Origin of the sequence: Streptomyces sp. NPDC057616, from assembly GCF_042800575.1 — a bacterium.
GTDB lineage: Bacteria > Actinomycetota > Actinomycetes > Streptomycetales > Streptomycetaceae > Streptomyces.
This window is the reverse complement of record NZ_JBHVGU010000003.1, coordinates 245,741-267,756: the sequence shown is the minus strand read 5'-3', so window position 1 is coordinate 267,756 and position 22,016 is coordinate 245,741. Positions and strand designations below refer to the sequence as shown.

The window sequence follows — 22,016 nt, the reverse complement described above, 5'->3', positions numbered from 1 at the left end:
CAGGAGCAGGCAGTGACCGCGTGGAACCGCATCGAGGACGTCCTGCGGCGGCGTCACGTGACGGACGTTCTCGTGCCCGGTCTCATCGACCGGGACGAGCTGCCCGTCCCCGTGTTCCGGCCGCAGCCGCTCGTGGTGCACGTGGTGCTCGACGAGGGGGTGCTGCGGCTCGAATCGGTCGGGCAGTACGACCAGTTGGCGGTGCGTCTCGTGGAGGACGTCTCGCTCGGCGGGGTCGAGTTCTTCGAGACCGTGGAGGAGGAGACGGACGACGAGGTCGCCCACGCCTCCTGGGGGGAACAGCTGTTCGGGGACGGCTGGGCGCGGCTGCGGTGTACGGACGTGCGCACGTACACGGACCCCGGCTCGGACCCGGCCGGGGGCGTCCTGAAGTGCCTCGCCCTCGAACTCGAGTCCCGTCACTGGCTGTTCCTCGACCCGACCTGGACCTTCGGCATCAGGATCGGCAACGCGGAGGACATGCGGCGCTGGGAGAAGGACCACTAGCGGACGCCGACCCGGTGCACGTTCACCTCACGCCTCGCCCGTGACCTCCACCCGCGCCCCCGCCCGCAGCCCCCACCCCGCCATCGCCCCGGCCTCCGCCTCCAACACGTGACGGGAGCGGGGCCGCGGCAGTCCCAGCCGCCAGGGCTTCATCGTGCGTACGGCGATGACGTTGAGGTCGCGGTCCAGATAGGCGACGTCGATGGGGATGCGCATGCGGAAGGTGTGGATGCTGTTGGCGGGGGAGAGCAGGATCGCCCCGTCGACCGAGTCCCGGCCGAGCAGCCCCTTCGTACGGGCCCGGTAGGACGTGGCGATCTCCAACCGCACCGGATGTGCGCCGAGTCCACCGTCCCCCCGCACCATCAGCGTGCCCTTCCCGTCCTGCCAACGCCGCCCCATACCGAGGCTCCCTTCCGTTGTCGCCGCCGTACACGGGAGGACCCCGCGCGCCGGAGAACCGCGAGAACCGAACGTATCCGCACACCACTGGGCCCTACATGGGCCCACGGACCCATGCCGAACCCGCCCCCGCCGCCATAGGGTCCCGCCGTGGGCGTACTCCTGATCGTCGTGGCTGCCGTGTGGGGAGCGGGGGCGGGCCTCGCGCTGCCGCGTGCGGCGCACCGTTTCTCGGTCGAGGCGGGCGAGCCCTGGAGCGCGAGCTGCCCCGCCGGGCACCTGATCACGGGGCCTTGCGGCGGCTGGGTGGGCCGGGCCAGCTGCGCGACCGTGGAGCGGGCCGGCCCGTGCGGGACGTACGGCCCGAGCACGCGCATCGTCTCCGCGGCGACCGCCCTCGTCTGCGCCGCGCTCGCCGCGGCGGGCGGCCCGCACCCGGAGACGGCGGTCTGGGCCCTGCTCACCCCGGTGGCCGTCCTGCTGACGCTCGTCGACCACCGGGTCCACCGCCTCCCCGACGTGCTGACCCTGCCGCTGGCCGCCGCGACCGCCGTCCTGCTCGGCGTCGCCGCGCTCCTGCCGGCCGCCGCCGGCTCCTGGTCCACCTCCCTGCTCGGCGGCCTGGCGCTGGGCGGCGCCTATCTCGTCCTCTTCCTCATCAATCCTTCCGGCATGGGTTTCGGCGACGTGAAGCTGGCGCTCGCACTGGGCGCGGCCCTCGGCTGGTACGGCTGGGGGATCCTCCTGAGCGGTGCCTTCATGGGGCTGCTCTACGGCGCGGTGTACGGGCTCGGGATGGTCGTGCTGCGCCGGGCGGGCCGCAAGTCGGCGATTCCGCTGGGGCCGTTCATGACGGGCGGGGCGTTCACGGGCCTGCTGCTGGGCGCGTTCGCGGCACGCTGACCGCCTCCGCATCGCCTCCCGATTGTCTTCGCATCGCCTTCTGATACCTCCGTAGCTCCTCCTGATCGATTTCCGCCCGCTCTGGATACGGTGAGCGGCGACCGGTTCGGACGGACGACTGCTGGGTGAGAGATGCCGAAGATCGTGCTGATGATGAACATCTCCCTGGACGGCTTCGTCGAGGGCCCCGGTCACGACATCTCCTGGCACTGCGTCGACGCGGAGATCCACCAGCACTTCAACGGCACCATCCGGCAGTTCGGCGCCCTGCTGACCGGCCGCCGGACCTACGAGCTGATGGCCCGCTACTGGCCCACCGCGGACATGGACCCGAACGTCTCCGCCGTGACCGCCGAGTTCGCCGGGATCTGGCGGCACATCCCGAAGGTCGTGTACTCGCGGACCCTGCTGGGCGCCGACTGGAACGCGACCGTCGTACGGGACGTCGTCCCCGAGGAGGTCAGGGCGCTCAAGGAGCGGGCGCACGGCGACCTCGGGCTCGGCGGGGCGGGGGTCGCCGCGGAGTTCCTGCGGCTCGGGCTCGTCGACGAGTACCGGATCTACGTCCACCCGGTCCTTGTCGGCCACGGCACCCGGCTCTTCCCGCAGGCCGACTTCACCGCGTCGCTCCGGCTCGCCGAGAGCCGCTCCTTCGGCAACGGCGTGGAGTTCCTGCACTACGTGCCGAACGCCGTCGGCGCCGCCTGGTAAAGCAGTTGTCCGGCCGGTTTCGGCGCGGGTAGGAAGGAACGCATGACTGGACTCGGTGCCGTGTTCCGCCCCCAACTGCCCCCCGAGCGACTGCGCGCCGTCGCCCGTGCCGCCGACGAGGCCGGGCTCGAAGAGCTCTGGCTGTGGGAGGACTGCTTCCTGGAGGGCGGGATCTCGGCCGCCGCGGCCGCCCTCGCCTGGACCGAACGGGTACGGATCGGCGTCGGCCTGCTGCCCGTGCCGCTGCGGAACGTCGCCGTGACCGCCATGGAGACCGCCACCCTGCACCGGATGTTCCCCGGGCGCGCGATCGTCGGCGTCGGGCACGGCGTACAGGCGTGGATGGGGCAGGTCGGGGCGCGCGCCGAGTCCCCGCTGACCCTGCTGCGCGAGCACCTCCTCGCCCTGCGCACCCTGCTGAGCGGCGAGCGCCTCACCACGAGCGGACGCTACGTCCGCCTCGACGACGTCGGCCTCGACTGGCCGCCGCCCGCTCCCGTGCCCGTCTTCGCCGGGGCCACCGGACCGCGTTCGCTGCGCCTGTCGGGCGAGGCGGCGGACGGCACCGTCCTCACGGCTTCCACCACGGTGGACGGCGTACGCCGGGCCCGCCGGCTCATCGACGAGGGGCGCGAGTCGGCCGGGCGGACCGCCGATCCGCACGAGGTCGTCGTCTACCTGCTCGCCACCAGCGGCCCCGACGCCGGCGCCCGGCTCCGCGCCGAGCAGGCCGGCGAAGGACTCGAACCCGCCCCCGACCTCGGGGTCGCCGGCGACGCGGGCACCGTCGCCAAGGCCGTGCGGCGCCTCGCCGAGGCCGGCGCCGACACGGTGATCCTCCAGCCGACGGGCGACGAGCCCGACCCCGAGGGCTTCGTGCGCTTCGTGGCGGAGGAGGTCAGGCCCCTCGTCCCCTGACCGGCCCGCCGCCGCCCGGTCACCCGCCCTGTTCGCCACTCACTCTTCTCCGTTGCCGTTCTCCGTTCTCCGATCTCCGACAGGACCGATGTCGCCATGCCTCTGAACCAGTCCCGCAGCTTCGAGGACCTCGTCGCCGAGGGTGCCGCCGTGCCCACCGACGGCTGGGACTTCTCCTGGTTCGAGGGCCGGGCCACGGAACAGCGCCCCTCGTGGGGGTACGCCACCTCCCTGGCAGGCCGGCTTTCCGGGGCCACCGCCGCGCTGGACGTCCAGACGGGCGGGGGAGAGGTCCTGGACTTCGCGCTCGGCCGTGCCGCCAAGGCCCCGGCGCTCACCGCCGCGACCGAGGGGTGGCCGCCGAACGTCGCCAAGGCCGCCGCCCTGCTCCGCCCCCGCGGCACGGTGGTCGTCGCCGCGCCCGAGGACGCGGCGCTCCCCTTCGCGGACGGCTCCTTCGACCTGGTCGCCAGCCGCCATCCGGTCACCCCGCACTGGGCCGAGATCGCCCGCGTCCTGGAGCCCGGCGGCACGTACTTCGCGCAGCACGTGGGCCCCCGCAGCGTGTTCGAACTCGTCGAGTACTTCCTCGGTCCGCTGCCGGCCGAGCAGAGCGCCGTCCGCGACCCCGGGCGCGAACGGGCCGGCGCCGAGGCCGCCGGCCTGGAGGTCGTCACCCTGCGCGCCGAGCGGCTCCGCATCGAGTTCCACGACATCGCCGCCGTCGTCCACTTCCTGCGCAAGGTGATCTGGATGGTCCCGGACTTCACGGTCGAGGCGTACGAGGCCCGCCTCCGTGCCCTGCACGACCGGATCGTCACCGAGGGACCCTTCGTCGCGCACAGCACCCGCCACCTCTTCGAGGCCCGCAGACCGCACCACCGCTAGGGCCGTCGCGCAAGGACATGGCCCTGGCGCGAGGCCACGGATGGGCCGAGCCCGAGGAGGCACCGCCCCGCCGCCCGGGCCCGTCCCCGCCCGGCGGGCGGTGCCGTCGTCCTGCGCGACCGCCGCCCGCACGCCGCCGACCACACTCCCGTCCGGGCCCGGTCGCTCGAGGTGTCTGCCCGCGCGCATGGCCGGCACCGGAGACGCGCTGATCGGTCGGCGGCACTCCGGACGAGCCGACTCGACGGAGTCCCGGCGCCTGATCACGCGTTCCGGGACGTCACGGCGTCAGCACCCACCGGCCGCGCTGTCCACCGCCGCGGAGCGCCTGGTAGGCCTGGGCGGCGTTCTCCAAAGACACCGTGCCGGCGCGACGGGCCTCCAGTTTTCCCTCGGCCGTCAGAGCGAGCATGTCGCGCAGCCGACGGCCGTCGGGGACCACCACTCCGCTGGTGATCGTGATGCCACGTTCCGGCTGGGGCTCCAGGCCGGGGAAGACACCCGCATACATTCCGTGGTCGCGGACACACCGGAGGGCCGCGTCGTTCAGCAGCGCACCGTCCAGCACGGCGTCGAAGCCCGTGACTCCCTCCAGACCGCCGATCGTCTCCGCGGCCCCGGCCCGGGTCAGGAACTCGGCGTCGGACAGGCGCGCCAGAGCCGTGACGGACCAGCCGGCGAGTGCGGCGAGGGCGACCGCGTACCCGCCGACTCCGCCGGCGGCTCCCGTGACCAGCAGGCGCCTGCCACGGGAGGGGCCGAGCCGGGCCAGGAGCTGGTCTGCGGTCAGGGTGTTGAGCGGGACCGTGGCCGCGTCCAGCAGGTCGACGCCGTCGGGCACCGGCGCCACGTCCGCCGCCGGGACGATCACGTACTCGGCCGCTGTTCCGGCGGCGGAGTGCGGCGCGTGAGGAAAGGTCAGGGCCGCAACGGGCGTGCCGACGGGCAGGTCGTGGACGTCGGGACCGGTCATGTCGACGACGCCGGCCACGTCCAGACCGACCCCCAGACGACGTTCGGGGGCGCCGTCCGTCGTGTCGCGGCCCCAGCCGCCCAGGACATGAAGGTCGGCCGGGTTGACCGCGGCCCCCACCATCCTGATGCGGACCTGCCCTGCGGCGGGTTCGGGATCGGGGAGATGCTCCACTGCGAACCCGTCTGTTTCGGCTGACCAGTTGACGATGATTGCGCGCATATCTGCTGTTCTTTCAGGTCGTTGTGCTGAGGTGGGGGACTGCGCGGCGGCACCCGGAGACGCCGCGCTGTGGCTCGGCCGTGGGGCCGGCGAGCAGGTCGCGATCAGTGGCGGACCAGCAGGACCACCGCGGCCACGACCACGCCGAGGGCTATCGCGGCGAGGCCGTGGACCACGCGGTGCGCCCGTACCCCGGGCAGGTGGCGGTCCACCGCCAGCCGGCCGGGTCCGGTGAGCGCCAGCGCCGCCGCGGCCACGGCAAGGGTGAGTTCGTATTCGACGCCCGTGGGGACGAAGAAGCCGCCGCCCCACTTCACGGCCATGGCGTTGATCATGACTCCGACGACCGCGGCCCCGGCGAGAGGGGTCAGCAGGCCCAGAGCGACGCCGAGACCGCCGAGCAGTTCGCTCAGCCCGTCCACGACCGCCATGGTCTTCCCTGCCGGATAGCCGACTGACGTGAAGAACGTCCCCGTGCCGTCGAGGCCCGGGCCGGAGAACCAGCCGAACAGCTTCTGCGCGCCGTGGCCCGCCATGGTCAGACCGAGGGCCAGGCGCAACAGCAGCAGCCCGGTGTCGTAGGCGTGCGGTGGAGCGCCCTGCTCGTCGGCTGCCGACGTAAGGGAGCTGGAGTGGTCCAGCGTGCTGCTGCGGGAAACGGACATGGGTCAACTCATTTCGGGGGAAGGCATGTTGTGGTGTGATCGCCACCCGGCGTGGCGAGGGGCGGCACAAGGCCGGCGAAGAGACGCGGAAGGGCCGGACGGCTCAGAAGAGCGTCTTCTCCGCTTCGTGGGTGAACGGAACGAAGCCGTCGCCCCGGCCGTCGAGGACTTTCCTGGCCCACTCCGGGTCGGCCAGCAGCGCACGGCCGACCGCGACAAGGTCGAACTCGTCGCGCTCCAGGCGCTCGACCAGCGGTTCCAGCCCCGCCGGCCCGGCATTTCCCTGGATGACGTCGGCGTCGAGGCCCACCGAGCCGACCGTGATGGCCGCCTTGCCGGTGAGCTTCTTGGCCCAGCCCGCGAGGTTGAGGTCGGAGCCGTCGAAAGCCGGCTCCCAGTAGCGCCGCGTGGAGGCGTGGAAGGCGCTGACTCCGGCATCGGCCAGCGGAGCGAGCACCGCCAGCAGCTCGTCGGGGGTGTCGGCGAGCCGGGCGTCGTAGTCGCTCGCCTTCCACTGCGAGAAGCGGAAGATCACCGGGAAGTCCGACGAGACCCGCTCCCGTACGGCCTCCACGACTTCGGCGGCGAACCGTGTGCGCTCCACCGCGTCGCCTCCGTAGCGGTCCGAGCGCCGGTTGGTGTGCGACCACAGGAACTGGTCGACGAGGTATCCGTGGGCCCCGTGTATCTCGATCCCGTCGAAGCCGATCCGCTCGGCGTCGGCGGCGGCCCTTGCGAACGCGCCGATGACGTCGTCGATGTCCGCACGGGTCATGGCGCGGCCGCCTCCCTCCGTGCCGGCCAGGGTGAGGCCGGACGGTCCCATCGCGGGCGCGTCGGGAAACGGCGGCCTGCCCGGCTCTCGCACCATGCCGACGTGCCACAGCTGCGGCACGACGCGTCCGCCGGCGGCGTGCACGGCGTCGGCCACCCTGCGCCAGCCTGCGAGCTGCTCCTCGCCGTGGAAGTGGGGCACGGCGCCGTCGTCGCCGGCCGACGGATGACCGACGTACGTGCCTTCCGTGATGATCAGTCCCACTCCGGCCGCGGCGCGGCGCGCGTAGTAGGCGGCGACGTTCTCGCCCGGGACTCCTCCAGGAGAGAAGGACCGGGTCATCGGGGACATGGCGATCCGGTTGGGGACGGTCAGACGTCCCAGACTGAACGGCCGGGACAGGGCCCGGGCTGCGGGGGATGACACAGTGCTGCTCCTTGAGCGCGTACGGCATGGATCGTGTACGGGGGTGGAACGGAGGGCCGGCACACGGGCGCGGCAGGCAGGTCTGTCCGCCGGGTGGCGAGCGTCTTGACGTGCCTCGACTCGGACAGTCGCTTCGGCGGGAAAGAGCCCGGGCGAAGGACTGAAGACCTGGAGGGCCCCGGGTGCGACGTGGGCGCGCCACCACCCGAGGCGTGGGGTCACGCTTGTTCCGCGCGGTCGAGCAGCGTCTCGATCAGGGACGTGCCTTCCCGGGCCAGCCAGGTGTCGAAGTCCATCAGGGCCGGGTGCTGCGCCCGCAGAGCCGGGATGTCCGCCTGCCAGCCGCTGAACGAGAACGTCCCCTCGGCGTCGCCCGCGGCCACCGGGGCGACCGGCTCCTCGCGTTCGGGGGAGAACGGCAGCGTGCGACCGGTCGCCCGGCTGATCGCGGCGATCATCTGGTCGCGGGTCAGTTCGTCACCGGCCAGCTCGATCGCCTTGCCCAGGTACTGCCCGGGGTCGCCGAAGGCGAGAGCGGCGAAGGCGCCGATGTCGCCGACGGCGATCAGCTGAACGGTGGCACGGGATGGAATCGCCCCGATGAACGTGTGCTCGCCGGTGAGGCCGTACGCCGGATCGGCGTGGTTCTCCATGAACATCACCGGGCGGAGAATCGTGGAGGGAATCCCCAGAGCACGGATGCGCTGCTCGACCTGCCACTTGATGTCCCAGTGCGGGATGCCGCTGTTCCGGTCGGCGCTGCCCACGGAGGCGTACACGAGGTGCTCGACGCCCGCTTCGTGCGCGGCCTCGGCGACATTCAGCCCTCGCTGGAGCTCGTTCTCGGTGAAATCCGGCGGGATGAGGGAGGGCTGCACGCTGAAGACCCCGTACGCCCCGCGGACGGCGTCATCCAGGGACCCTCGGTCGTCCATGTCGCCGGGCACCAGCTCGGCCCCTAGCCGGGCCAGCTCCTGCGCCGGCGAGCCGGCCGGGTCGCGCACCAGCGCCCGTACCCGCCATCCACCGGCGAGCAGGTGCCGGGCGGTGGCGCCTCCCTGCCGGCCGGTGGCACCGGTGACGAGGGCGATCTTGGATGTGGGGGGCATGACTCTCCAGTGCTGTAACCACCCGGAGCGCCGCTCCGGTAAAATGCCAGAGGTGCCTCCGACTTTCCGGAGCACCGCTCCGCCAGCTTACGGAGCACCGCTCCGGCAGTCAACGGAGCACCGCTCCGGTTTGAAAGAGGTGTCGATCGTGCCGCAGGTGTCTCGCGCCAACGCCCGCAAGAACCGTGAGCTGCTGCTCGCCGCGGCGAGGGAGGCCGTGGCCGAGCACGGCACCGACGCCTCGCTGCGCGACATAGCCCGTCGCGCAGGTGTCGGCATCGGAACGCTCTACCGGCACTTCCCCACCCGTGAAGCGCTGCTCGAAGCCCTTCTCGACGCCAACTTCGACGCCCTGCGCACCCGGGCCGAGAGCTTGGTCTCCTCCCCCGCGCCCGGCGAGGCGCTGCTGACCTGGCTTGCCGAACTGGCGGCCGGCTCGGCCACCTATCAGGGCCTGCCGGAGTCGATCATGAATGCGCTGGCGGACGAGGAATCGGGCCTTCACGCCTCCTGCGCCGAGATGCGCTCCGCAGGAGGGCGGCTGCTGGAACGCGCGCAGGAGACCGGCTCGGTCCGGCCCGACGTGACCGTGACCGAGGTCATCTCCCTCGTCCTCGGGCTCGCCTGGGCGGCCGAACGCTCGGTGGAGCCTTCCGATCTGGTCGCCCGCCTGCTCTCCACCGCGATGTACGGGCTCGCCAGCCGCGGCCCGTGCGACTGCGGGCGGGCCACGCCCGCCGAGCCGCTCCGTACCGCCTGAGACCTCGCCCGTCCGGCGGCGGGCCGGCGATGTCACCGACGGCGAGGCTCTGCCGGGTCCACCCGCGGCCTCACCAGGGCTGCCCGCCTCTTCGGCTCCTCGCCGCTCCCGGTACGTGGTCCGACGAGGACCAGCGAGATACGGGCATCGCCGGCGGGCACCGGCTCACCCAGGGCGGGGTGAGGGCGTCGAGGCGTCGGTCGTTGTCGTCCGGGGGTACACCGGTGTCCACGAGGCCGTCGACTAGGCGTGCGGTCCCGACGTCACCTCGCCGATCACCAACTCCGGCTGCGCCTCGAGCACTTCGCCCAGCCGCTCCACCTGCCCGGACAGCTCCTTGTGCTGCCGCGCGGTGAGCCGTCCGAGGGGCTCCACCGTGACCGTCGTACGGCGGCCGCTGCGGCGCTGGTGCCACACCCCCGCCACCACGCCGTCCACCAGCAGCACCGGGAAGTTCCCGGCCTGCCCGCCGGCCAGCGCCCGCCGGTAGGCCGGGCCCGGGAACAGCGTCTCCCGGGGCTGCGCGGCGATGGCGTAGGCGTCGAAGTAGGGCAGCAGACGGACCCCGCGGACCCGGTCCCCGGGGAACTCCGTGTCACCGGCCACGATCCAGCACCCCGGCTCCCCCTCGAACGCGACCTCCTCGATCTCCCCGGCCCCGGCCAGCCGCCGGAACAGCGTGGTCGCCCAACCGCCCGGCGCCGCCAGCCACTTGGCGAAGTTCTGCGGCGTGGCCGGGCCGTACGCGTGCAGGTAGCGGAGCAGGAGCTCGCGCACCGCCTCGTCGGGCGGCAGCGGCGTGAAGCGGGGCGGGCGCGTGTACGTGACCTTGCGGCCGCGGTTCGGGCCGGAGCACAGGGCGCCGGACTGGCCGGCCCGGTGCATCACCTGCCGCCAGCGCGGCCACAGATCCTGGAAGGCGGGCATCACGCGGTCGCCGGCCCAGGGGCCGGTGCGGGCGACGACCTCCTCGCTCAGCTCGTCGACCGTCAGGCACACCCCCTCCAGCGCGTCCCCGATCGCCGCAACGATCTGCCGCGCCTGCTCCTCGGTGACCCGCACGTCCGGCGCGAACGGCCCCGCCCCGGACGGCACCGCGGGCAACGCCGAGCACCACAGGGGCAGTTCACGAGCGGGCAGCAGATGCACCGTCCCGCGCGGCCCGTGCATCTTCACCAGCGACGCGGGTGCGGCATCGCCCCAGAGCGCGGCGCGCACCCCGGCCCGTGTCACGTCCGCGGTCCGCAGTCCCACCGACAGCTCCGCCGCGGACAGCACCTGCGCATGCGCGCCGAGCATCGCGCCGACGACGTCGGCGACCGGAGTGCCGCTTCGCGCGGGCGTGGCCAGGAACTGCCGCTCCAGCCGCCGTGCGCTCGCCTCGTCCCATGTGATCGTCAGGGTCATGAGGCGACGGTAGGCCGGATGGAGGTCAGATCCCGTCCGCCATCCGTGATGTCTTTCTCCCCACCGGACCGGACATTTACGGCATCAGGGGCGGGTCGCACTCGCACATTCACAGGTCCGACTCGGTTTTCACATTGTTATCAAGGTTGGCTCGCCTCCGCCCTCGAGTGTCACGTAAGTTCAAGAGCAGGTAATTCGCGTGAGCAAAGCTGCGCGGCGGCACCGCGCAGTGGAGGGGGCTGCGCGGTGCCCTTTCCCGCGTCAAGCCCGGATCCGCGGCCCGGTTCACCCGCCTGGGGGACAGCGCCCCGCCCGCCGACCGAACTGCGCACCGGCCCGCATCCGGCCATGAACCAGCCATAAGACGGCCGCGTGACGGCCACCGGCGCGTCGCCGTTCGATTCCGGAGAGTAGTTGTGGCACGCCGATGCACCCACCGGCCCTTACGAAGGGTTATGGTGGAAACCCCCCCTCGGGCCGGTCCGTCTCCCCCCCACGGACCGGCCCGTTTTATGTTCCCGGCGGGCACGGGCGAGGGCTTCCGGGGCGCGGGGAGCCGCGCGGCGAGCCACCCGCGCACCCGCATCCGCCGGCGGACGGGACCTCCCGTGAACCCGTGGCCCCAACTCCCCACCCCGGCACCCCACATCCCATGCCGCAGCCCCGCAGGGGTAGGCTGCGAGCCGCGGGGACCGCATCTGCACGGAGGGGCTGACAAACACGTGAACCTGCGCGACAAGCTGCGCGGCCTGCTCGTCAGGCTGTATGCGCGCCGGGTGGAGGGCCACCTGGACCACGCTCAGGTGCCCAAGCACATCGGCGTCATCATGGACGGCAACCGTCGCTGGGCGAAGGCCTCGGGTTCCACCACCGTGCACGGTCACCGGGCGGGCGCCGAGAAGATCGAGGAGTTCCTCGGCTGGTGCAGCGAGACGGACGTCGAGGTCGTCACGCTCTGGCTGCTGTCGACGGACAACTTCGACCGTCCGCAGGACGAGCTCGGCCCGCTTCTCGGGATCATCGAGGACGTCGTGAAGACCCTCGCGGCGGACGGCCGCTGGCGGGTGCACCACGTCGGCACGCCCGACCTGCTGCCCTCGCAGATGCAGACCACGCTGAAGGAGGCGGAGGAGACCACCGCCCACGTCGACGGGATACTGGTCAACGTCGCGATCGGCTACGGCGGGCGGCAGGAGATCGCCGACGCGGTGCGCTCCATGCTCCTCGACGCCAAGGACAAGGGCACCTCGATGGACGACCTCGCCGAGGCCGTCGACGTCGACATGATCGGGCGGCACCTCTACACCCGCGCCCAGCCCGACCCCGACCTGGTGATCCGCACCAGCGGCGAGCAGCGCCTGTCCGGATTCATGCTGTGGCAGACGGCGCACTCCGAGTACTACTTCTGTGAGGTCTTCTGGCCGGCCTTCCGCAAGGTCGACTTCCTGCGCGCCCTGCGTGACTACGCGGCGCGACACCGGCGTTACGGCGGCTGACACAGGCCTTGCCACGCCTGGCATCGGCGGCCTCGGAGCGCGCCGGCAGTACCCCATTTGGGGCGGAAGTAACAAGGAGTTCACCAGCGCGCCGCCATAGATGTCGGCATGGTGACGCTTGTTCGAGGGCATAAGCCAAGCAGGTCGACACCCGAACCACGGGTGTCGGATCTCAGCGGACGGCACGGGGCCGTCCGCCCGGGAGGCCCTTTGCACCAGCCCGATCGTGCGGTCACAGCACGGACGAAAAGGCGGAGGGCCGGTTTTCGGCCCGTGCATGGCGGCCGTCGACCGGCCCAGCTCCACTCCGTCGCTCCCCGACCTCATCCGAGGGGGTACGTCCTTCCGTGGTGACCAGCACAAAGCGCCACAAGCCAGACCGGCGCACCTATGTTCTCGACACCAGCGTCCTGCTGGCCGACCCGAACGCCCTGAGCCGCTTCGACGAGCACGAGGTCGTGCTCCCCATCGTCGTGGTCACGGAGCTGGAGGCGAAGCGGCACCATCCCGAACTCGGCTACTTCGCCCGGCAGGCCCTGCGCCTGCTCGACGAGTTCCGGGTCCGGCACGGCCGCCTCGACGCCCCCATCCCGATCGGTGAACTGGGCGGGACCGTCCGTGTCGAGCTCAATCACTCGGACCCCAGCGTGCTGCCGAGCGGCTACCGCCTGGGGGACAACGACTCCCGCATCCTCGCGGTCGCCCGCAATCTGCAGGCCGAGGGCTTCGACGTCACCGTCGTCTCGAAGGACCTGCCGCTCAGGATCAAGGCCTCGTCCGTCGGTCTCCTCGCCGAGGAGTACCGCGCGGAACTGGCGATCACGGACTCCTCCGGCTGGACCGGAATGTCCGAAGTGACCCTGCCCGGCGAGCAGGTGGACATCCTCTTCGAGGAAGGGCACGTCTACGTGCCGGAGGTCTCCGACCTCCCCGTGCACACGGGCCTGACGATCCAGTCGGAGCGCGGCAAGGCCCTCGGCCGGGTCACGCCCGAGGGCAACATCCGCCTGGTGCGCGGCGATCGGGAGGCCTTCGGCATCAAGGGCCGCAGCGCGGAGCAGCGGATCGCGCTGGATCTGCTGCTCGACCCGGACGTCGGGATCGTCTCGATGGGCGGCCGGGCCGGCACCGGCAAGTCGGCGCTCGCGCTGTGCGCGGGTCTGGAGGCCGTGCTGGAGCGCCGTCAGCACCAGAAGGTGATGGTCTTCCGTCCGCTGTACGCGGTCGGCGGGCAGGAACTCGGCTATCTGCCCGGCTCCGAGGCCGAGAAGATGAGCCCCTGGGCGCAGGCGGTCTTCGACACGCTGTCCGCGGTCACCAGCCGCGAGGTCATCGAGGAGGTCACCGCGCGCGGCATGCTCGAAGTCCTTCCGCTCACCCACATCCGCGGACGCTCGCTGCACGACGCGTTCGTGATCGTGGACGAGGCGCAGTCGCTGGAACGGAACGTGCTGCTGACCGTTCTGTCCCGGATCGGGGCCAATTCACGGGTGGTTCTCACCCATGACGTGGCACAGCGGGACAATCTGCGCGTCGGTCGCTACGACGGAGTGGTCGCCGTCGTCGAGAAGTTGAAGGGGCATCCGCTCTTCGCGCATGTCACGCTGACGAGGTCCGAGAGGTCCCAGATCGCGGCCCTTGTGACCGAAATGCTCGAAGACGGGCAGATCTAGCCGGTCTCACCGACCTAGGCCCAATTGGGGCCGGTTACGCGTCAGTTGGCGCCGTCCAGCAAAGGCTGCGAGCCTAGCCGGGCGGCGCCTTCGCGTGCTGCCGTTTCTCAAAATCCCCAGGGTCAAACGGGATGTGAGCTTTCACACGCAACTCAGAATTGCCACCCGGCGTCCGGTTACGGCAGAGTCTCACTCCTGTCAGGCCCCGCATACGACACACCTGTACCCCCAGCGGTACGGCACCACAGAAGCACCACAGCTAACTCCACAGCGTCGTCGTATGCCGCCCGAGCACCATGCGGCGCTCCTCCAGCAGGAGTTGCCCACCGGGCCCGTGCCTCCCGTGACCAAGCAGTGGGGAGGCCAGCGTCAGGGGCACGATTGCGTCCGCCAGGGTCACCGAAGCGGGCGATGCTGGAAGGAAACCGAGTGAGCCGGATTTCGGTCCGGGGATTCGCAGTGGCCTCGGCCACCGCGGTCACCGCCGTCGGAAGCGTTGTCGGAGTTGCCTCGGGCAGCACTGCCCAGCCCAACGACGCCGAAGCGACGGCATCCGACGCGACGCTCCTGGCGGACATACCCACGGGCCAGCAGGCCCAGGTGCAGACCGCCTCCCTGACGCAGCAGGCCGACGCACAGGCGATCCAGGCCGACGCCAGCGCCAAGAAGGACGCCGAGGAGGCGGCCCGCAAGGCTGCCGCCGACACCGCCATCGCCAAGAAGGAAGCGGCGGAGAAGGCTGCCAAGGAGGCCAAGGAGCGTGCCGCGGCGAAGGCCGCTGCCAGCCGCAGCAAGGCCACCTCGGCCGACTTCCCCGTGCAGAGCTCGTACTCCGTGAGCCAGATCCAGGCGATGGCCCGGCAGATGGTGCCGAGCGGCCAGTTCCAGTGCTTCAGCAACATCGTGGACCACGAGTCCAGCTGGAACTACCACGCGGTCAACGCCGGCTCCGGCGCCTACGGCCTCTTCCAGGCGCTGCCCGCCTCGAAGTACTCGTCCGCCGGCTCCGACTGGCAGACCAACCCGGCCACCCAGATCAAGTGGGGCCTCAACTACATGAACAGCCGGTACGGCAGCCCGTGCGAGGCCTGGTCCTTCTGGCAGGCCAACAGCTGGTACTGAGCCGCCGAGGTCCTCGGCCCGTCTCTCAACCTTGCGCAGCCCCTCCCCGTCATAGGGGGAGGGGCTTTCGCCCTGTACGGTCGAACGCAACGGCTCCAGGGGGGAGTGGTGGGGACAGACGGGGGAAGAGGACGCATCATGTCGCGAGTGCCAGGGTGGCTCGGTCGGATCGGCGCCGGCCTGACCGAGGTGAGTGAGCGTTTGGACGAACGCCGCGCCGAGGTCGAACGGGAGTCCACCGAGGACGACACACCGTCTTCCCGGAGCAAGAACGGGGCGAAGCCGGCCCCGGAACGCACGGCCGAGGTGCCGTCGCCGCGCCCTGCCCGGCCGGTGCGCCCCGAGCCCGCGCAGGCCGTGCCGTGGGGCGTGCGGGTCGCGGCGGAGGCCGGCTGGCGGCTGCTGGTGCTCGCCGGCACCGTCTGGGTGCTGATGCGGGTCATCAGCGCCGTACAACTCGTCGTCCTCGCCTTCGTCGTCGCCCTGCTCATCACGGCTCTGCTCCAGCCGACGGTGGCCCGTCTCAAGCGGCACGGCGTTCCGCGCGGCCCCGCGACCGCGCTGACGGCGATCCTCGGCTTCGTCGTCATGGGCCTGATCGGGTGGTTCGTGACCTGGCAGGTCATGGAGAACATCGACAACCTCTCCAGCCAGATCCAGAGCGGCATCGACGACCTGCGCAACTGGCTGCTGAAGAGCCCCTTCCACGTCACCGACAAGCAGATCAACCAGATCGCCAAGAACCTGCGGGACGCGGTCGGCGCGAACACCGACCAGATCACCTCGGCGGGCCTCGAGGGCGTGCAGGTCGTGGTCGAGGCGCTGACCGGCATCCTGCTGACGTTCTTCTCCACCCTCTTCCTGCTCTACGACGGCCGGCGCATCTGGGAGTGGACGCTGAAGCTGGTGCCCATGGCGGCCCGTCCCGCCATCGCGGGCGCGGGTCCGCGGGCCTGGCGCACGCTGACCGCCTACGTGCGCGGCACGGTGCTCGTCGCCCTGATCGACGCCATCTTCATCGGCCTGGGCATCTACTTCCTCGACGTGCCCATGGCCGTGCCGCTGGCCGTCTTCATCTTCCTGTTCTCCTTCATCCCGCTCGTCGGCGCGGTGGCCTCCGGCGCGCTGGCGGTGGTCGTCGCGCTGGTCACCCAGGGCGTGTTCACGGCCGTGATGACGCTCGCCGTGGTGCTCGCGGTCCAGCAGATCGAGGGCCACATCCTCCAGCCGTTCATCCTCGGGCGCGCGGTGCGGGTCCATCCGCTCGCGGTGGTCCTGTCGGTCGCCGCCGGCGGCATGGTGGCGGGGATCGGCGGTGCCGTGGTGGCCGTGCCGCTGGTGGCCGTGTCGAACACGGTCGTGGCGTATCTGCGGGCGTACTCGGCGGAGCACATTCCCGGCGGCGACGAACAGCCCCCGGCGGAGGCTCCGCAGGAGATCGAGGACGAGGTCGCGCGGACCGGCGCGGGCGCCGGGGAGGCGCCCGCCCAGGACGGCTCCGAGGGCGCCCGCAGCTGACCTTCGAGGCGCCTGAATTGCGTTCGCCGTTCGATCAAATGCGCGCCGAACAAAGCCAATTGAACGGACTCCGGGTGCAACTTCCGTCACCTGGGGACAGGTCGGAAATCTCCGGCCGGAATATGCGTTCGGCCTGATACGAATTCCCCCCTCAGCGGTACGCGACAGGGGGTGTCATGTCGGGTCACGACCTGCTGGCACGGGCTCTCGCTGCCTGCGGGCGCGAGGGGTGGACCGGTGCCCTGCGGGTGACCGGGTCGCCGGGCGGCGTGCTGCACCTGCGGCACGGACTCATCGTCGCCGCCGAGTCGCCCGGGTCGCCGGGGCCGGAAGCGCTGCTGCTGCGGTCCGGGCGGGTGGACGGCGAGCAGTGGGCCGCGCTGGTGCGCGAGGGCGGGGGCGCCCGCTGGCCGGCCGCGGGACTGGTCGCCGGCGGCTACGCCGGTGCGGCCCAGCTCGCGGTGGTGTGCGCGATGGCGCTCCAGGACGCGGTGTTCGCGATCCTCGCGGGCCGCGTCGAGGACTGCGAGCGCGTGGAGGCCGGCGTGGAGCCGCCCGCTCCGGTCTCCGTCGGCGAGCCCTGCGCACGGCTGCTGGAGGACGCCGCCCGCAAGCTGAGAGCCCTCGCCGCGCTGCCCCACCCTGTGCACCCCGACCGTGAACGGCCGCTGCCCGTACCGGAGTCCACCGCCCCGCTCGGCGAGCTCCGCACCGATCTGCTCGCCCACGCCGACGGCCGCCGCACCGCCCGAGACCTCGCCTTCCGTACCGGCCGCGGGGTCTACACGGTCACGGTCGAGGTCTCCCGCATGCTCACCGAGGGCCTGCTGCGGTGCCCGCCCGAGCCGGCGCCCATCGCGGTCCGCGTGGCCCCGGAGGGCATCCACAGCCGCACCCCGCCGCCCCCCGCGCCACCGCCGCCGGAACCGCCGGCGCCGGTCACTCTCCCCCGTCGCAGACCGAACGGCTTCTTCCGCCTCCGAAACGGATCCCCGAAGTGATCGAACCGACCAGACGCGTACCGAACTGTGAAAAGACACACGGGAGTTGAGCACATGGACCACGAAGCCCTCGCGCTGGAGATGCGCGGCCTGCGGGAGCAGGTGACCGGTATCACCGATACCGCGGTCGCGGCGGCGGACGGACTGCTGATCGCGGCCGACACCGCCGACACGATCGACCCGGAGGGCCTCGCCGCGCTCGCCGCGGCAGGACTCGGGCTCGCCCGCCGTACCGCGCAGGCGACCTCACGCGGCGCGCTGCGCCAGACGGTGACGTACGGCAGCCACGGCTGTGCCGCCTTCTACGCCGTCGGTGACACCGCGCTGATGGTCGTTCTGGGCGACGAGGGCATGGATGTCGACCGGCTGCACCGGGCGACCGCACCAGCACTGGATCGCATCGGTTCGATCCTCAGGCACAAGACGGCAGAAGGAGTCTGAAGGGATGGCGACGAAGCGTATGACCACCGGTTTCTCGGACCAGGTGATGGGCCTGGTCAAGGCACTTCGCACCGACGCCCCGGAGTGCGTCGCCTCGGGCGTCGTGGACATGTCCACGGGGATGCTGCTCTCGTACGAGACCATCGACAACCATCCGCCCGAGGTCCTGGACCTGCTGGCGGGCGCGACCCTCGACCTGTTCCAGGGACGCACGGTCGTGATGATCGAGGACGTCTTCAAGGAGCGCCGCGGCATCCAGAGCGACAACCATTTCTTCCAGGAGATCCTGGTCAACAGTGAGAACCTCACACACCTGTTCGTGCGCATGAACGAGCAGCAGGACGTCGTCGCCGTCGTCGTCTGCCGCAAGTCGGTCAACGTGGGCATGCTCTTCGCCCAGGTGCGGCGGGTGGTACGGGAGTACAGCCTGTGAACGACGGCAGGCCCCTCCCCGCACCGGGGAGGGGCCTGCGCCAGGGGCTCACTCGGTGCGCAGCCCGTCCGGCCGCATCAGCCGCAGCAGCGGCGGCAGGCTGAGCAGCGTCACCGCGAGGACGACCGCCGCCCCGATGCCGGTCATCGACAGCACGCTCGCCCAGTCCACGCTCACCGTGGCGCCGGTCATCTTCAGCAGGACCACGCCCAGCGTCAGCCCGACCACCGACGCGAGCAGCAGGCCGAGCGCGATCGGGATCGCCGTCTGCCACAGCACCGACAGGCTCAGCGTGCGGCGCCGGGTGCCGAAGGCCACCAGCGAGGACAGCAGCTTCTTGCGCTCGCGCAACTGCTCCAGCTGCGACACCAGCAGACTCGCGCCGATCAGCACCAGCACGCAGGTGGCGCCCACGAACAGCCCGGTGCGGATGGACCGGAACTGCAGCGACTGCTTGGTCGACGTCAGCGTGAACACGTCCGCCAGCGGATCCAGCCCGGCGGCGGTGTTGCGCGCGTACTCGTCGGCGTCCGGCATCGACCGGTCCAGCGAGAGGTACACCTTCTGGCTCAGGCCGGGCGTCGCGGCCGCCGGCAGCGCGCCCGAGGTGATGAGCAGTCCGCCGCGCTTGTAGCCGGTGGGGTCCTCGCGCTGTCCCGCCGTCTTCACCCCGGAGGGCACCTTCCAGGCCGCCGGGTGGCTGCTCGACCCGCTGTAGGCCGGGTCGAAGTACAGCGTGCGGCCGGCCGTGACCAGCTTCTTGGTCTCGGTGCCGTATTCGTCGCCGTCGATGCGGAAGATGTCGCCGTTGCGGCAGGACGTCAGCCGGGCCACCTCGCGCAGCTGCGCGCAGCTGCCGACCGCCACCTCCAGCTCGTTGTTCGGGTCCTTCGGCCCGTCGCCGAGCGAGCCGAGCGACAGCGCCGTGACCCGGCGCACCCCCTCGGTCGCGGCGAGCTTGTGGTCCACCTCGGACAGCGGGACGTCGCCGCGTACGGAGATCTCCATCTGCGCCCGGTCGAGGTCGTTCCTCGTCCACTTGGTGTAGTCGTGCTCGACCCCGGCGAACAGCATCTGCAGGGCGACCGCGCCGGCCACCGCGACCGCGATGCCGTTGACCATGCGGGCGGCCGAGCCGCTGCTCAACTGGAGCCTGCGTACGGCCAGTTGCCAGGAGACCGGCCCGGAGTTCAGCCGGGCCACCACGGCCTCGACGATCCACGGCAGCAGGGCGGTGACGCCGATCAGCAGCAGCACGGTGCCGCCGATCACCATCCACTGGTTGAAGTTCCCGTTGTCGTTGCCCTGGCCGATCATCGGGTACAGCAGCGCGAGTCCGGCCAGCGGCAGCAGCAGCCGCCACCACAGCCGGCGCCGCGGCGGCTTGGCCGTACGGACCACGCCGAGCGGCTCGATGACGACTCCGCGCAGCGCGAACAGGGTGACGAGGACGGCCGCGGCGGGCACCGCGACGGCCACGACCAGGACGAGCGCCGGCGACGGGTTGAGGTCGCTGGGGAAGACGCTGATGTCGCGCACCTGCAGCGAGGCCGCCAGCTGACGTCCCGTGAGGAAGAAGACGGTGCCGAGGACAAGCCCCAGCAGCGCCCCGGCCAGCGCCTCCCCGCCCGCGATCCGGCGGGCCATCCGGCCGTCCGCGCCGACCAGCCGGAGCGCCGCGAGCCGGCGGTCGCGGCGCTCGCCGCCGAAGCGGACGGCCGCGGCGATGAACACGCCGACGGGCAGCAGCAGCACCACGAAGATGATCGTGACGAGCAGGATCAGGATCGGGTCGAGCCCGTCCGGCCGATTGTTGGGGGAGGGCCCGAAGTAGTGGATGCGCTCGACGCTGCCGCCGGCCAGATGCCGCTCCAGGCCGGTGGCGCCCGCGTAGTAGGCGAGTTCGCCGGGCCCGACGAGCCCCCGGTCGGCGATGGTGCCCACGGCCCGGTAGGGGATGCGCTCGCGCAGCAGCTCGCCGGAGCCGGAGGCGAGCAGCTTCTTCAGCGCGGGCGAGACGACCATCTCGCCCTTCGCCGGGAACGTCGCGACGCCCGGCGGCAGCGGCGCCTTGGCCCCCTCCTGCTGGAGGAGCCGGCCGCGCACGTCCGCGCCGTGGAAGGTGGTGTCGGTCGAGGCGATGATCAGGGTGTCGTCCGCCTTCGGCAGCACCTTCCCGCTGTAGGTGAAGTCGTCCCGGGCGCTGCCCCGCCTGTCCCGCTCGGACAGCGCGCTCGGAATGGCGGTGGTCAGCAGCAGCAGCGCCACCCCGAGCCCGACGCCGACGGCCGTCAGCAGGGCCCGGGTCCAGCCCTCACGCCCGCCCGCGAAGGCGAACCGCATCCCCATGGCCAGGTCGTCGGCCCACTGCCGCCCCCTCATACCGCCCGCTCCATGTCCCGCGACTTGCCGTCGCGTACGACGATCTCGCGGTCCGAGTACGCGGCCACCCGGGCCTCGTGCGTGACGAGGACGACGGCGGCGTTGGTGGACCGGGCGGCGTCCGTGAGCAGGTCCATCACGCGCTCGCCGTTGAGCGAGTCGAGCGCGCCGGTCGGCTCGTCCGCGAACAGCACCCGGGGGCTGGTGACCAGGGCCCGGGCGACGGCGACGCGCTGCCCCTGACCGCCGGAGACCTCACCGGGGCGCTTCTTGCGCAGGTCGTCGACCTCGAGCCGCTCCATCCAGGTCAGCGCGGTCCGCTCGGCCTCCTTGCGGGAGGTGCCGTTCAGCCGCAGCGGCAGGGCGACGTTCTCCACGCAGGTCAACTCCGGTACGAGCTGGCCGAACTGGAACACGAAGCCGAACTCCGAGCGGCGCAGCGCACTGCGCGCGGCGTCGCTCATGGTCGCCATCTCGCGGCCGTTGTAGGTGATCGAGCCCGTGTCGGGCGTCACGATGCCGGCGAGGCAGTGCAGCAGTGTCGACTTGCCGGAGCCGGAGGGGCCCATGACGGCGACGACCTCGCCGGGGTGGATGGAGAACTCGGCGCCGTCGAGCGCGGTGGTCGGCCCGTACGTCTTGTGCAGATTCTCGGCCGCGAGCAGGGAGCCGGGGGGCGGGGTCACTTGGCCACCACCTCCGCGAGCTTGTCGAGGCGTGCGGCGGTCAGTTCCAGCCAGCGCAGGTCGGCCTCCAGGTGGAACAGGGCGTGGTCGCAGATGAGCTGGTCGGCCAGGTCGCCCTTGCGCTTGCGGTCGGTGAGGATGCGCATCATCCGCAGGTGCTCGGAGCGCTGCAGGTCGAGGATGTCGGCCGCGTCGCGGTGGGTGAGCAGCGCGAGGACGACCTTGGTGTAGAGCGTCGACTGCAGATACGGCTCGGGCGCCTCCGGCGTCGCGAGCCAGCGCTCCACGTCGGTGATCCCGGCGTCGGTGATCGCGTACCGCTTGCGCTCGGGCCCGCCGCCCGCCTCGATCCCGTCGACCTCCACGAGCCCGTTCTTCAGCAGGCGCGACATCGTCGAGTAGACCTGGCCGTAGTGCAGCGGCCGGTCGTGACCGAACTTCTCGTCGAAGGCCCGCTTGAGGTCGTAACCGTGGCGCGGCCCGGACTCCAGGAGTCCTAGAAGGGTGTGACCGATGGACATGCGGAGCACTCTACACACGGTGTATACGCCTGATGTATACGCGGAGTGTGTAGATCATGGCGGGGTGTGCGGCCCCG

The 22,016-nt window shown here is 71.6% G+C and carries 22 protein-coding genes; 13 read left to right on the top strand and 9 right to left on the bottom strand.

Annotation, left to right across the window (positions count from 1 at the left end):
• The first annotated feature begins 12 nt into the window (after positions 1 to 12).
• Positions 13 to 507, top strand: a complete 495-nt coding sequence (locus ACFU97_RS04775; protein WP_384250858.1) for a hypothetical protein — start codon at positions 13 to 15, stop codon at positions 505 to 507.
• A gap of 27 nt (positions 508 to 534) precedes the next feature.
• Here the strand turns inward: ACFU97_RS04775 and ACFU97_RS04770 are convergent, their stop codons facing one another.
• Complete coding sequence (locus tag ACFU97_RS04770) at positions 535 to 909, bottom strand: DUF192 domain-containing protein (RefSeq protein ID WP_384250855.1); 375 nt, start codon at positions 907 to 909, stop codon at positions 535 to 537.
• A gap of 150 nt (positions 910 to 1,059) precedes the next feature.
• Between ACFU97_RS04770 and ACFU97_RS04765 the strand changes: the two genes are divergently transcribed.
• The 4 genes from ACFU97_RS04765 to ACFU97_RS04750 all read left to right on the top strand — a co-directional run bounded on the left by ACFU97_RS04765 (position 1,060) and on the right by ACFU97_RS04750 (position 4,329).
• Complete coding sequence (locus ACFU97_RS04765) at positions 1,060 to 1,812, top strand: prepilin peptidase (protein ID WP_384250853.1); 753 nt, start codon at positions 1,060 to 1,062, stop codon at positions 1,810 to 1,812.
• A gap of 132 nt (positions 1,813 to 1,944) precedes the next feature.
• Positions 1,945 to 2,523 (top strand): dihydrofolate reductase family protein, encoded by a 579-nt coding sequence (locus tag ACFU97_RS04760; protein ID WP_384250850.1) that lies wholly within the window; start codon positions 1,945 to 1,947, stop codon positions 2,521 to 2,523.
• 42 nt (positions 2,524 to 2,565) lie between these two features.
• Positions 2,566 to 3,441, top strand: coding sequence for an LLM class flavin-dependent oxidoreductase (locus ACFU97_RS04755; protein WP_384250848.1), 876 nt, complete (start codon positions 2,566 to 2,568; stop codon positions 3,439 to 3,441).
• A 96-nt stretch (positions 3,442 to 3,537) separates the two neighbouring features.
• A complete protein-coding gene (locus ACFU97_RS04750; RefSeq protein WP_384250845.1) occupies positions 3,538 to 4,329 on the top strand; it encodes a methyltransferase domain-containing protein in 792 nt (263 codons plus the stop codon).
• Between the two features lie 280 nt (positions 4,330 to 4,609).
• Here ACFU97_RS04750 and ACFU97_RS04745 read toward each other — a convergent pair whose 3' ends face one another.
• The 4 genes from ACFU97_RS04745 to ACFU97_RS04730 form a co-directional block, all read right to left on the bottom strand.
• Entirely contained in the window at positions 4,610 to 5,524 is a 915-nt protein-coding gene (locus tag ACFU97_RS04745; protein ID WP_384250843.1) for an NADP-dependent oxidoreductase, read from the bottom strand.
• Positions 5,525 to 5,628: 104 nt separating this feature from the next.
• Entirely contained in the window at positions 5,629 to 6,189 is a 561-nt protein-coding gene (locus ACFU97_RS04740) for a DoxX family protein (protein ID WP_384250841.1), read from the bottom strand.
• 103 nt (positions 6,190 to 6,292) lie between these two features.
• Positions 6,293 to 7,390, bottom strand: a complete 1,098-nt coding sequence (locus tag ACFU97_RS04735) for an NADH:flavin oxidoreductase (protein WP_384250838.1) — start codon at positions 7,388 to 7,390, stop codon at positions 6,293 to 6,295.
• A 218-nt stretch (positions 7,391 to 7,608) separates the two neighbouring features.
• The gene (locus ACFU97_RS04730; RefSeq protein WP_384250836.1) at positions 7,609 to 8,499 is read right to left on the bottom strand and encodes an NmrA/HSCARG family protein; all 891 of its coding nucleotides are present in this window, start codon (positions 8,497 to 8,499) and stop codon (positions 7,609 to 7,611) included.
• Positions 8,500 to 8,647: 148 nt separating this feature from the next.
• Between ACFU97_RS04730 and ACFU97_RS04725 the strand changes: the two genes are divergently transcribed.
• Positions 8,648 to 9,259, top strand: a complete 612-nt coding sequence (locus tag ACFU97_RS04725) for a TetR/AcrR family transcriptional regulator (protein WP_384250833.1) — start codon at positions 8,648 to 8,650, stop codon at positions 9,257 to 9,259.
• Between the two features lie 243 nt (positions 9,260 to 9,502).
• On the opposite strand, the gene ACFU97_RS04720 is transcribed toward ACFU97_RS04725, so the two are convergent.
• Positions 9,503 to 10,666, bottom strand: a complete 1,164-nt coding sequence (locus tag ACFU97_RS04720; protein ID WP_384250831.1) for a winged helix DNA-binding domain-containing protein — start codon at positions 10,664 to 10,666, stop codon at positions 9,503 to 9,505.
• 722 nt (positions 10,667 to 11,388) lie between these two features.
• Here ACFU97_RS04720 and ACFU97_RS04715 point away from each other — a divergent pair.
• The 7 genes from ACFU97_RS04715 (at position 11,389) to ACFU97_RS04685 (ending at position 18,350) form a co-directional block, all read left to right on the top strand.
• The gene (locus ACFU97_RS04715) at positions 11,389 to 12,162 is read left to right on the top strand and encodes an isoprenyl transferase (protein WP_384250829.1); all 774 of its coding nucleotides are present in this window, start codon (positions 11,389 to 11,391) and stop codon (positions 12,160 to 12,162) included.
• A 347-nt stretch (positions 12,163 to 12,509) separates the two neighbouring features.
• Complete coding sequence (locus tag ACFU97_RS04710; protein ID WP_384250827.1) at positions 12,510 to 13,835, top strand: PhoH family protein; 1,326 nt, start codon at positions 12,510 to 12,512, stop codon at positions 13,833 to 13,835.
• A 429-nt stretch (positions 13,836 to 14,264) separates the two neighbouring features.
• The gene (locus ACFU97_RS04705; protein ID WP_384250824.1) at positions 14,265 to 14,957 is read left to right on the top strand and encodes a transglycosylase SLT domain-containing protein; all 693 of its coding nucleotides are present in this window, start codon (positions 14,265 to 14,267) and stop codon (positions 14,955 to 14,957) included.
• A gap of 138 nt (positions 14,958 to 15,095) precedes the next feature.
• Positions 15,096 to 16,475 (top strand): AI-2E family transporter, encoded by a 1,380-nt coding sequence (locus tag ACFU97_RS04700; protein ID WP_384250822.1) that lies wholly within the window; start codon positions 15,096 to 15,098, stop codon positions 16,473 to 16,475.
• 176 nt (positions 16,476 to 16,651) lie between these two features.
• Positions 16,652 to 17,476, top strand: coding sequence for a MarR family transcriptional regulator (locus ACFU97_RS04695; RefSeq protein WP_384250819.1), 825 nt, complete (start codon positions 16,652 to 16,654; stop codon positions 17,474 to 17,476).
• Positions 17,477 to 17,530: 54 nt separating this feature from the next.
• Positions 17,531 to 17,917 carry a roadblock/LC7 domain-containing protein gene (locus ACFU97_RS04690; protein WP_384250816.1) on the top strand — a complete coding sequence of 129 codons (387 nt, stop codon included), beginning with the start codon at positions 17,531 to 17,533 and terminating at the stop codon, positions 17,915 to 17,917.
• 4 nt (positions 17,918 to 17,921) lie between these two features.
• Entirely contained in the window at positions 17,922 to 18,350 is a 429-nt protein-coding gene (locus ACFU97_RS04685) for a hypothetical protein (protein ID WP_384250814.1), read from the top strand.
• A 48-nt stretch (positions 18,351 to 18,398) separates the two neighbouring features.
• On the opposite strand, the gene ACFU97_RS04680 is transcribed toward ACFU97_RS04685, so the two are convergent.
• From ACFU97_RS04680 to ACFU97_RS04670, 3 genes are read right to left on the bottom strand one after another with little or no spacing between them, the layout of a single operon-like run.
• A complete protein-coding gene (locus tag ACFU97_RS04680) occupies positions 18,399 to 20,732 on the bottom strand; it encodes an ABC transporter permease (protein WP_384250812.1) in 2,334 nt (777 codons plus the stop codon).
• A complete protein-coding gene (locus tag ACFU97_RS04675) occupies positions 20,729 to 21,418 on the bottom strand; it encodes an ABC transporter ATP-binding protein (RefSeq protein WP_384250809.1) in 690 nt (229 codons plus the stop codon). The genes ACFU97_RS04680 and ACFU97_RS04675 overlap by 4 nt, the downstream gene beginning before the upstream one ends.
• Complete coding sequence (locus tag ACFU97_RS04670) at positions 21,415 to 21,939, bottom strand: PadR family transcriptional regulator (RefSeq protein ID WP_384250807.1); 525 nt, start codon at positions 21,937 to 21,939, stop codon at positions 21,415 to 21,417. The genes ACFU97_RS04675 and ACFU97_RS04670 overlap by 4 nt, the downstream gene beginning before the upstream one ends.
• Positions 21,940 to 22,016 lie beyond the last annotated feature (77 nt).

What these genes read in the sequence shown, in the direction of transcription:
- ACFU97_RS04700 (WP_384250822.1), top strand. Translation starts at nt 15,096, where the DNA reads ATGTCGCGAGTGCCAGGGTGGCTCGGTCGGATCGGCGCCGGCCTGACC.
- ACFU97_RS04770 (WP_384250855.1), bottom strand. Translation starts at nt 909, where the DNA reads ATGGGGCGGCGTTGGCAGGACGGGAAGGGCACGCTGATGGTGCGGGGG.
- ACFU97_RS04680 (WP_384250812.1), bottom strand. Translation starts at nt 20,732, where the DNA reads ATGAGGGGGCGGCAGTGGGCCGACGACCTGGCCATGGGGATGCGGTTC.
- ACFU97_RS04745 (WP_384250843.1), bottom strand. Translation starts at nt 5,524, where the DNA reads ATGCGCGCAATCATCGTCAACTGGTCAGCCGAAACAGACGGGTTCGCA.
- ACFU97_RS04755 (WP_384250848.1), top strand. Translation starts at nt 2,566, where the DNA reads ATGACTGGACTCGGTGCCGTGTTCCGCCCCCAACTGCCCCCCGAGCGA.
- ACFU97_RS04690 (WP_384250816.1), top strand. Translation starts at nt 17,531, where the DNA reads ATGGACCACGAAGCCCTCGCGCTGGAGATGCGCGGCCTGCGGGAGCAG.
- ACFU97_RS04670 (WP_384250807.1), bottom strand. Translation starts at nt 21,939, where the DNA reads ATGTCCATCGGTCACACCCTTCTAGGACTCCTGGAGTCCGGGCCGCGC.
- ACFU97_RS04760 (WP_384250850.1), top strand. Translation starts at nt 1,945, where the DNA reads ATGCCGAAGATCGTGCTGATGATGAACATCTCCCTGGACGGCTTCGTC.
- ACFU97_RS04730 (WP_384250836.1), bottom strand. Translation starts at nt 8,499, where the DNA reads ATGCCCCCCACATCCAAGATCGCCCTCGTCACCGGTGCCACCGGCCGG.
- ACFU97_RS04740 (WP_384250841.1), bottom strand. Translation starts at nt 6,189, where the DNA reads ATGTCCGTTTCCCGCAGCAGCACGCTGGACCACTCCAGCTCCCTTACG.
- ACFU97_RS04720 (WP_384250831.1), bottom strand. Translation starts at nt 10,666, where the DNA reads ATGACCCTGACGATCACATGGGACGAGGCGAGCGCACGGCGGCTGGAG.
- ACFU97_RS04695 (WP_384250819.1), top strand. Translation starts at nt 16,652, where the DNA reads ATGTCGGGTCACGACCTGCTGGCACGGGCTCTCGCTGCCTGCGGGCGC.
- ACFU97_RS04750 (WP_384250845.1), top strand. Translation starts at nt 3,538, where the DNA reads ATGCCTCTGAACCAGTCCCGCAGCTTCGAGGACCTCGTCGCCGAGGGT.
- ACFU97_RS04685 (WP_384250814.1), top strand. Translation starts at nt 17,922, where the DNA reads ATGGCGACGAAGCGTATGACCACCGGTTTCTCGGACCAGGTGATGGGC.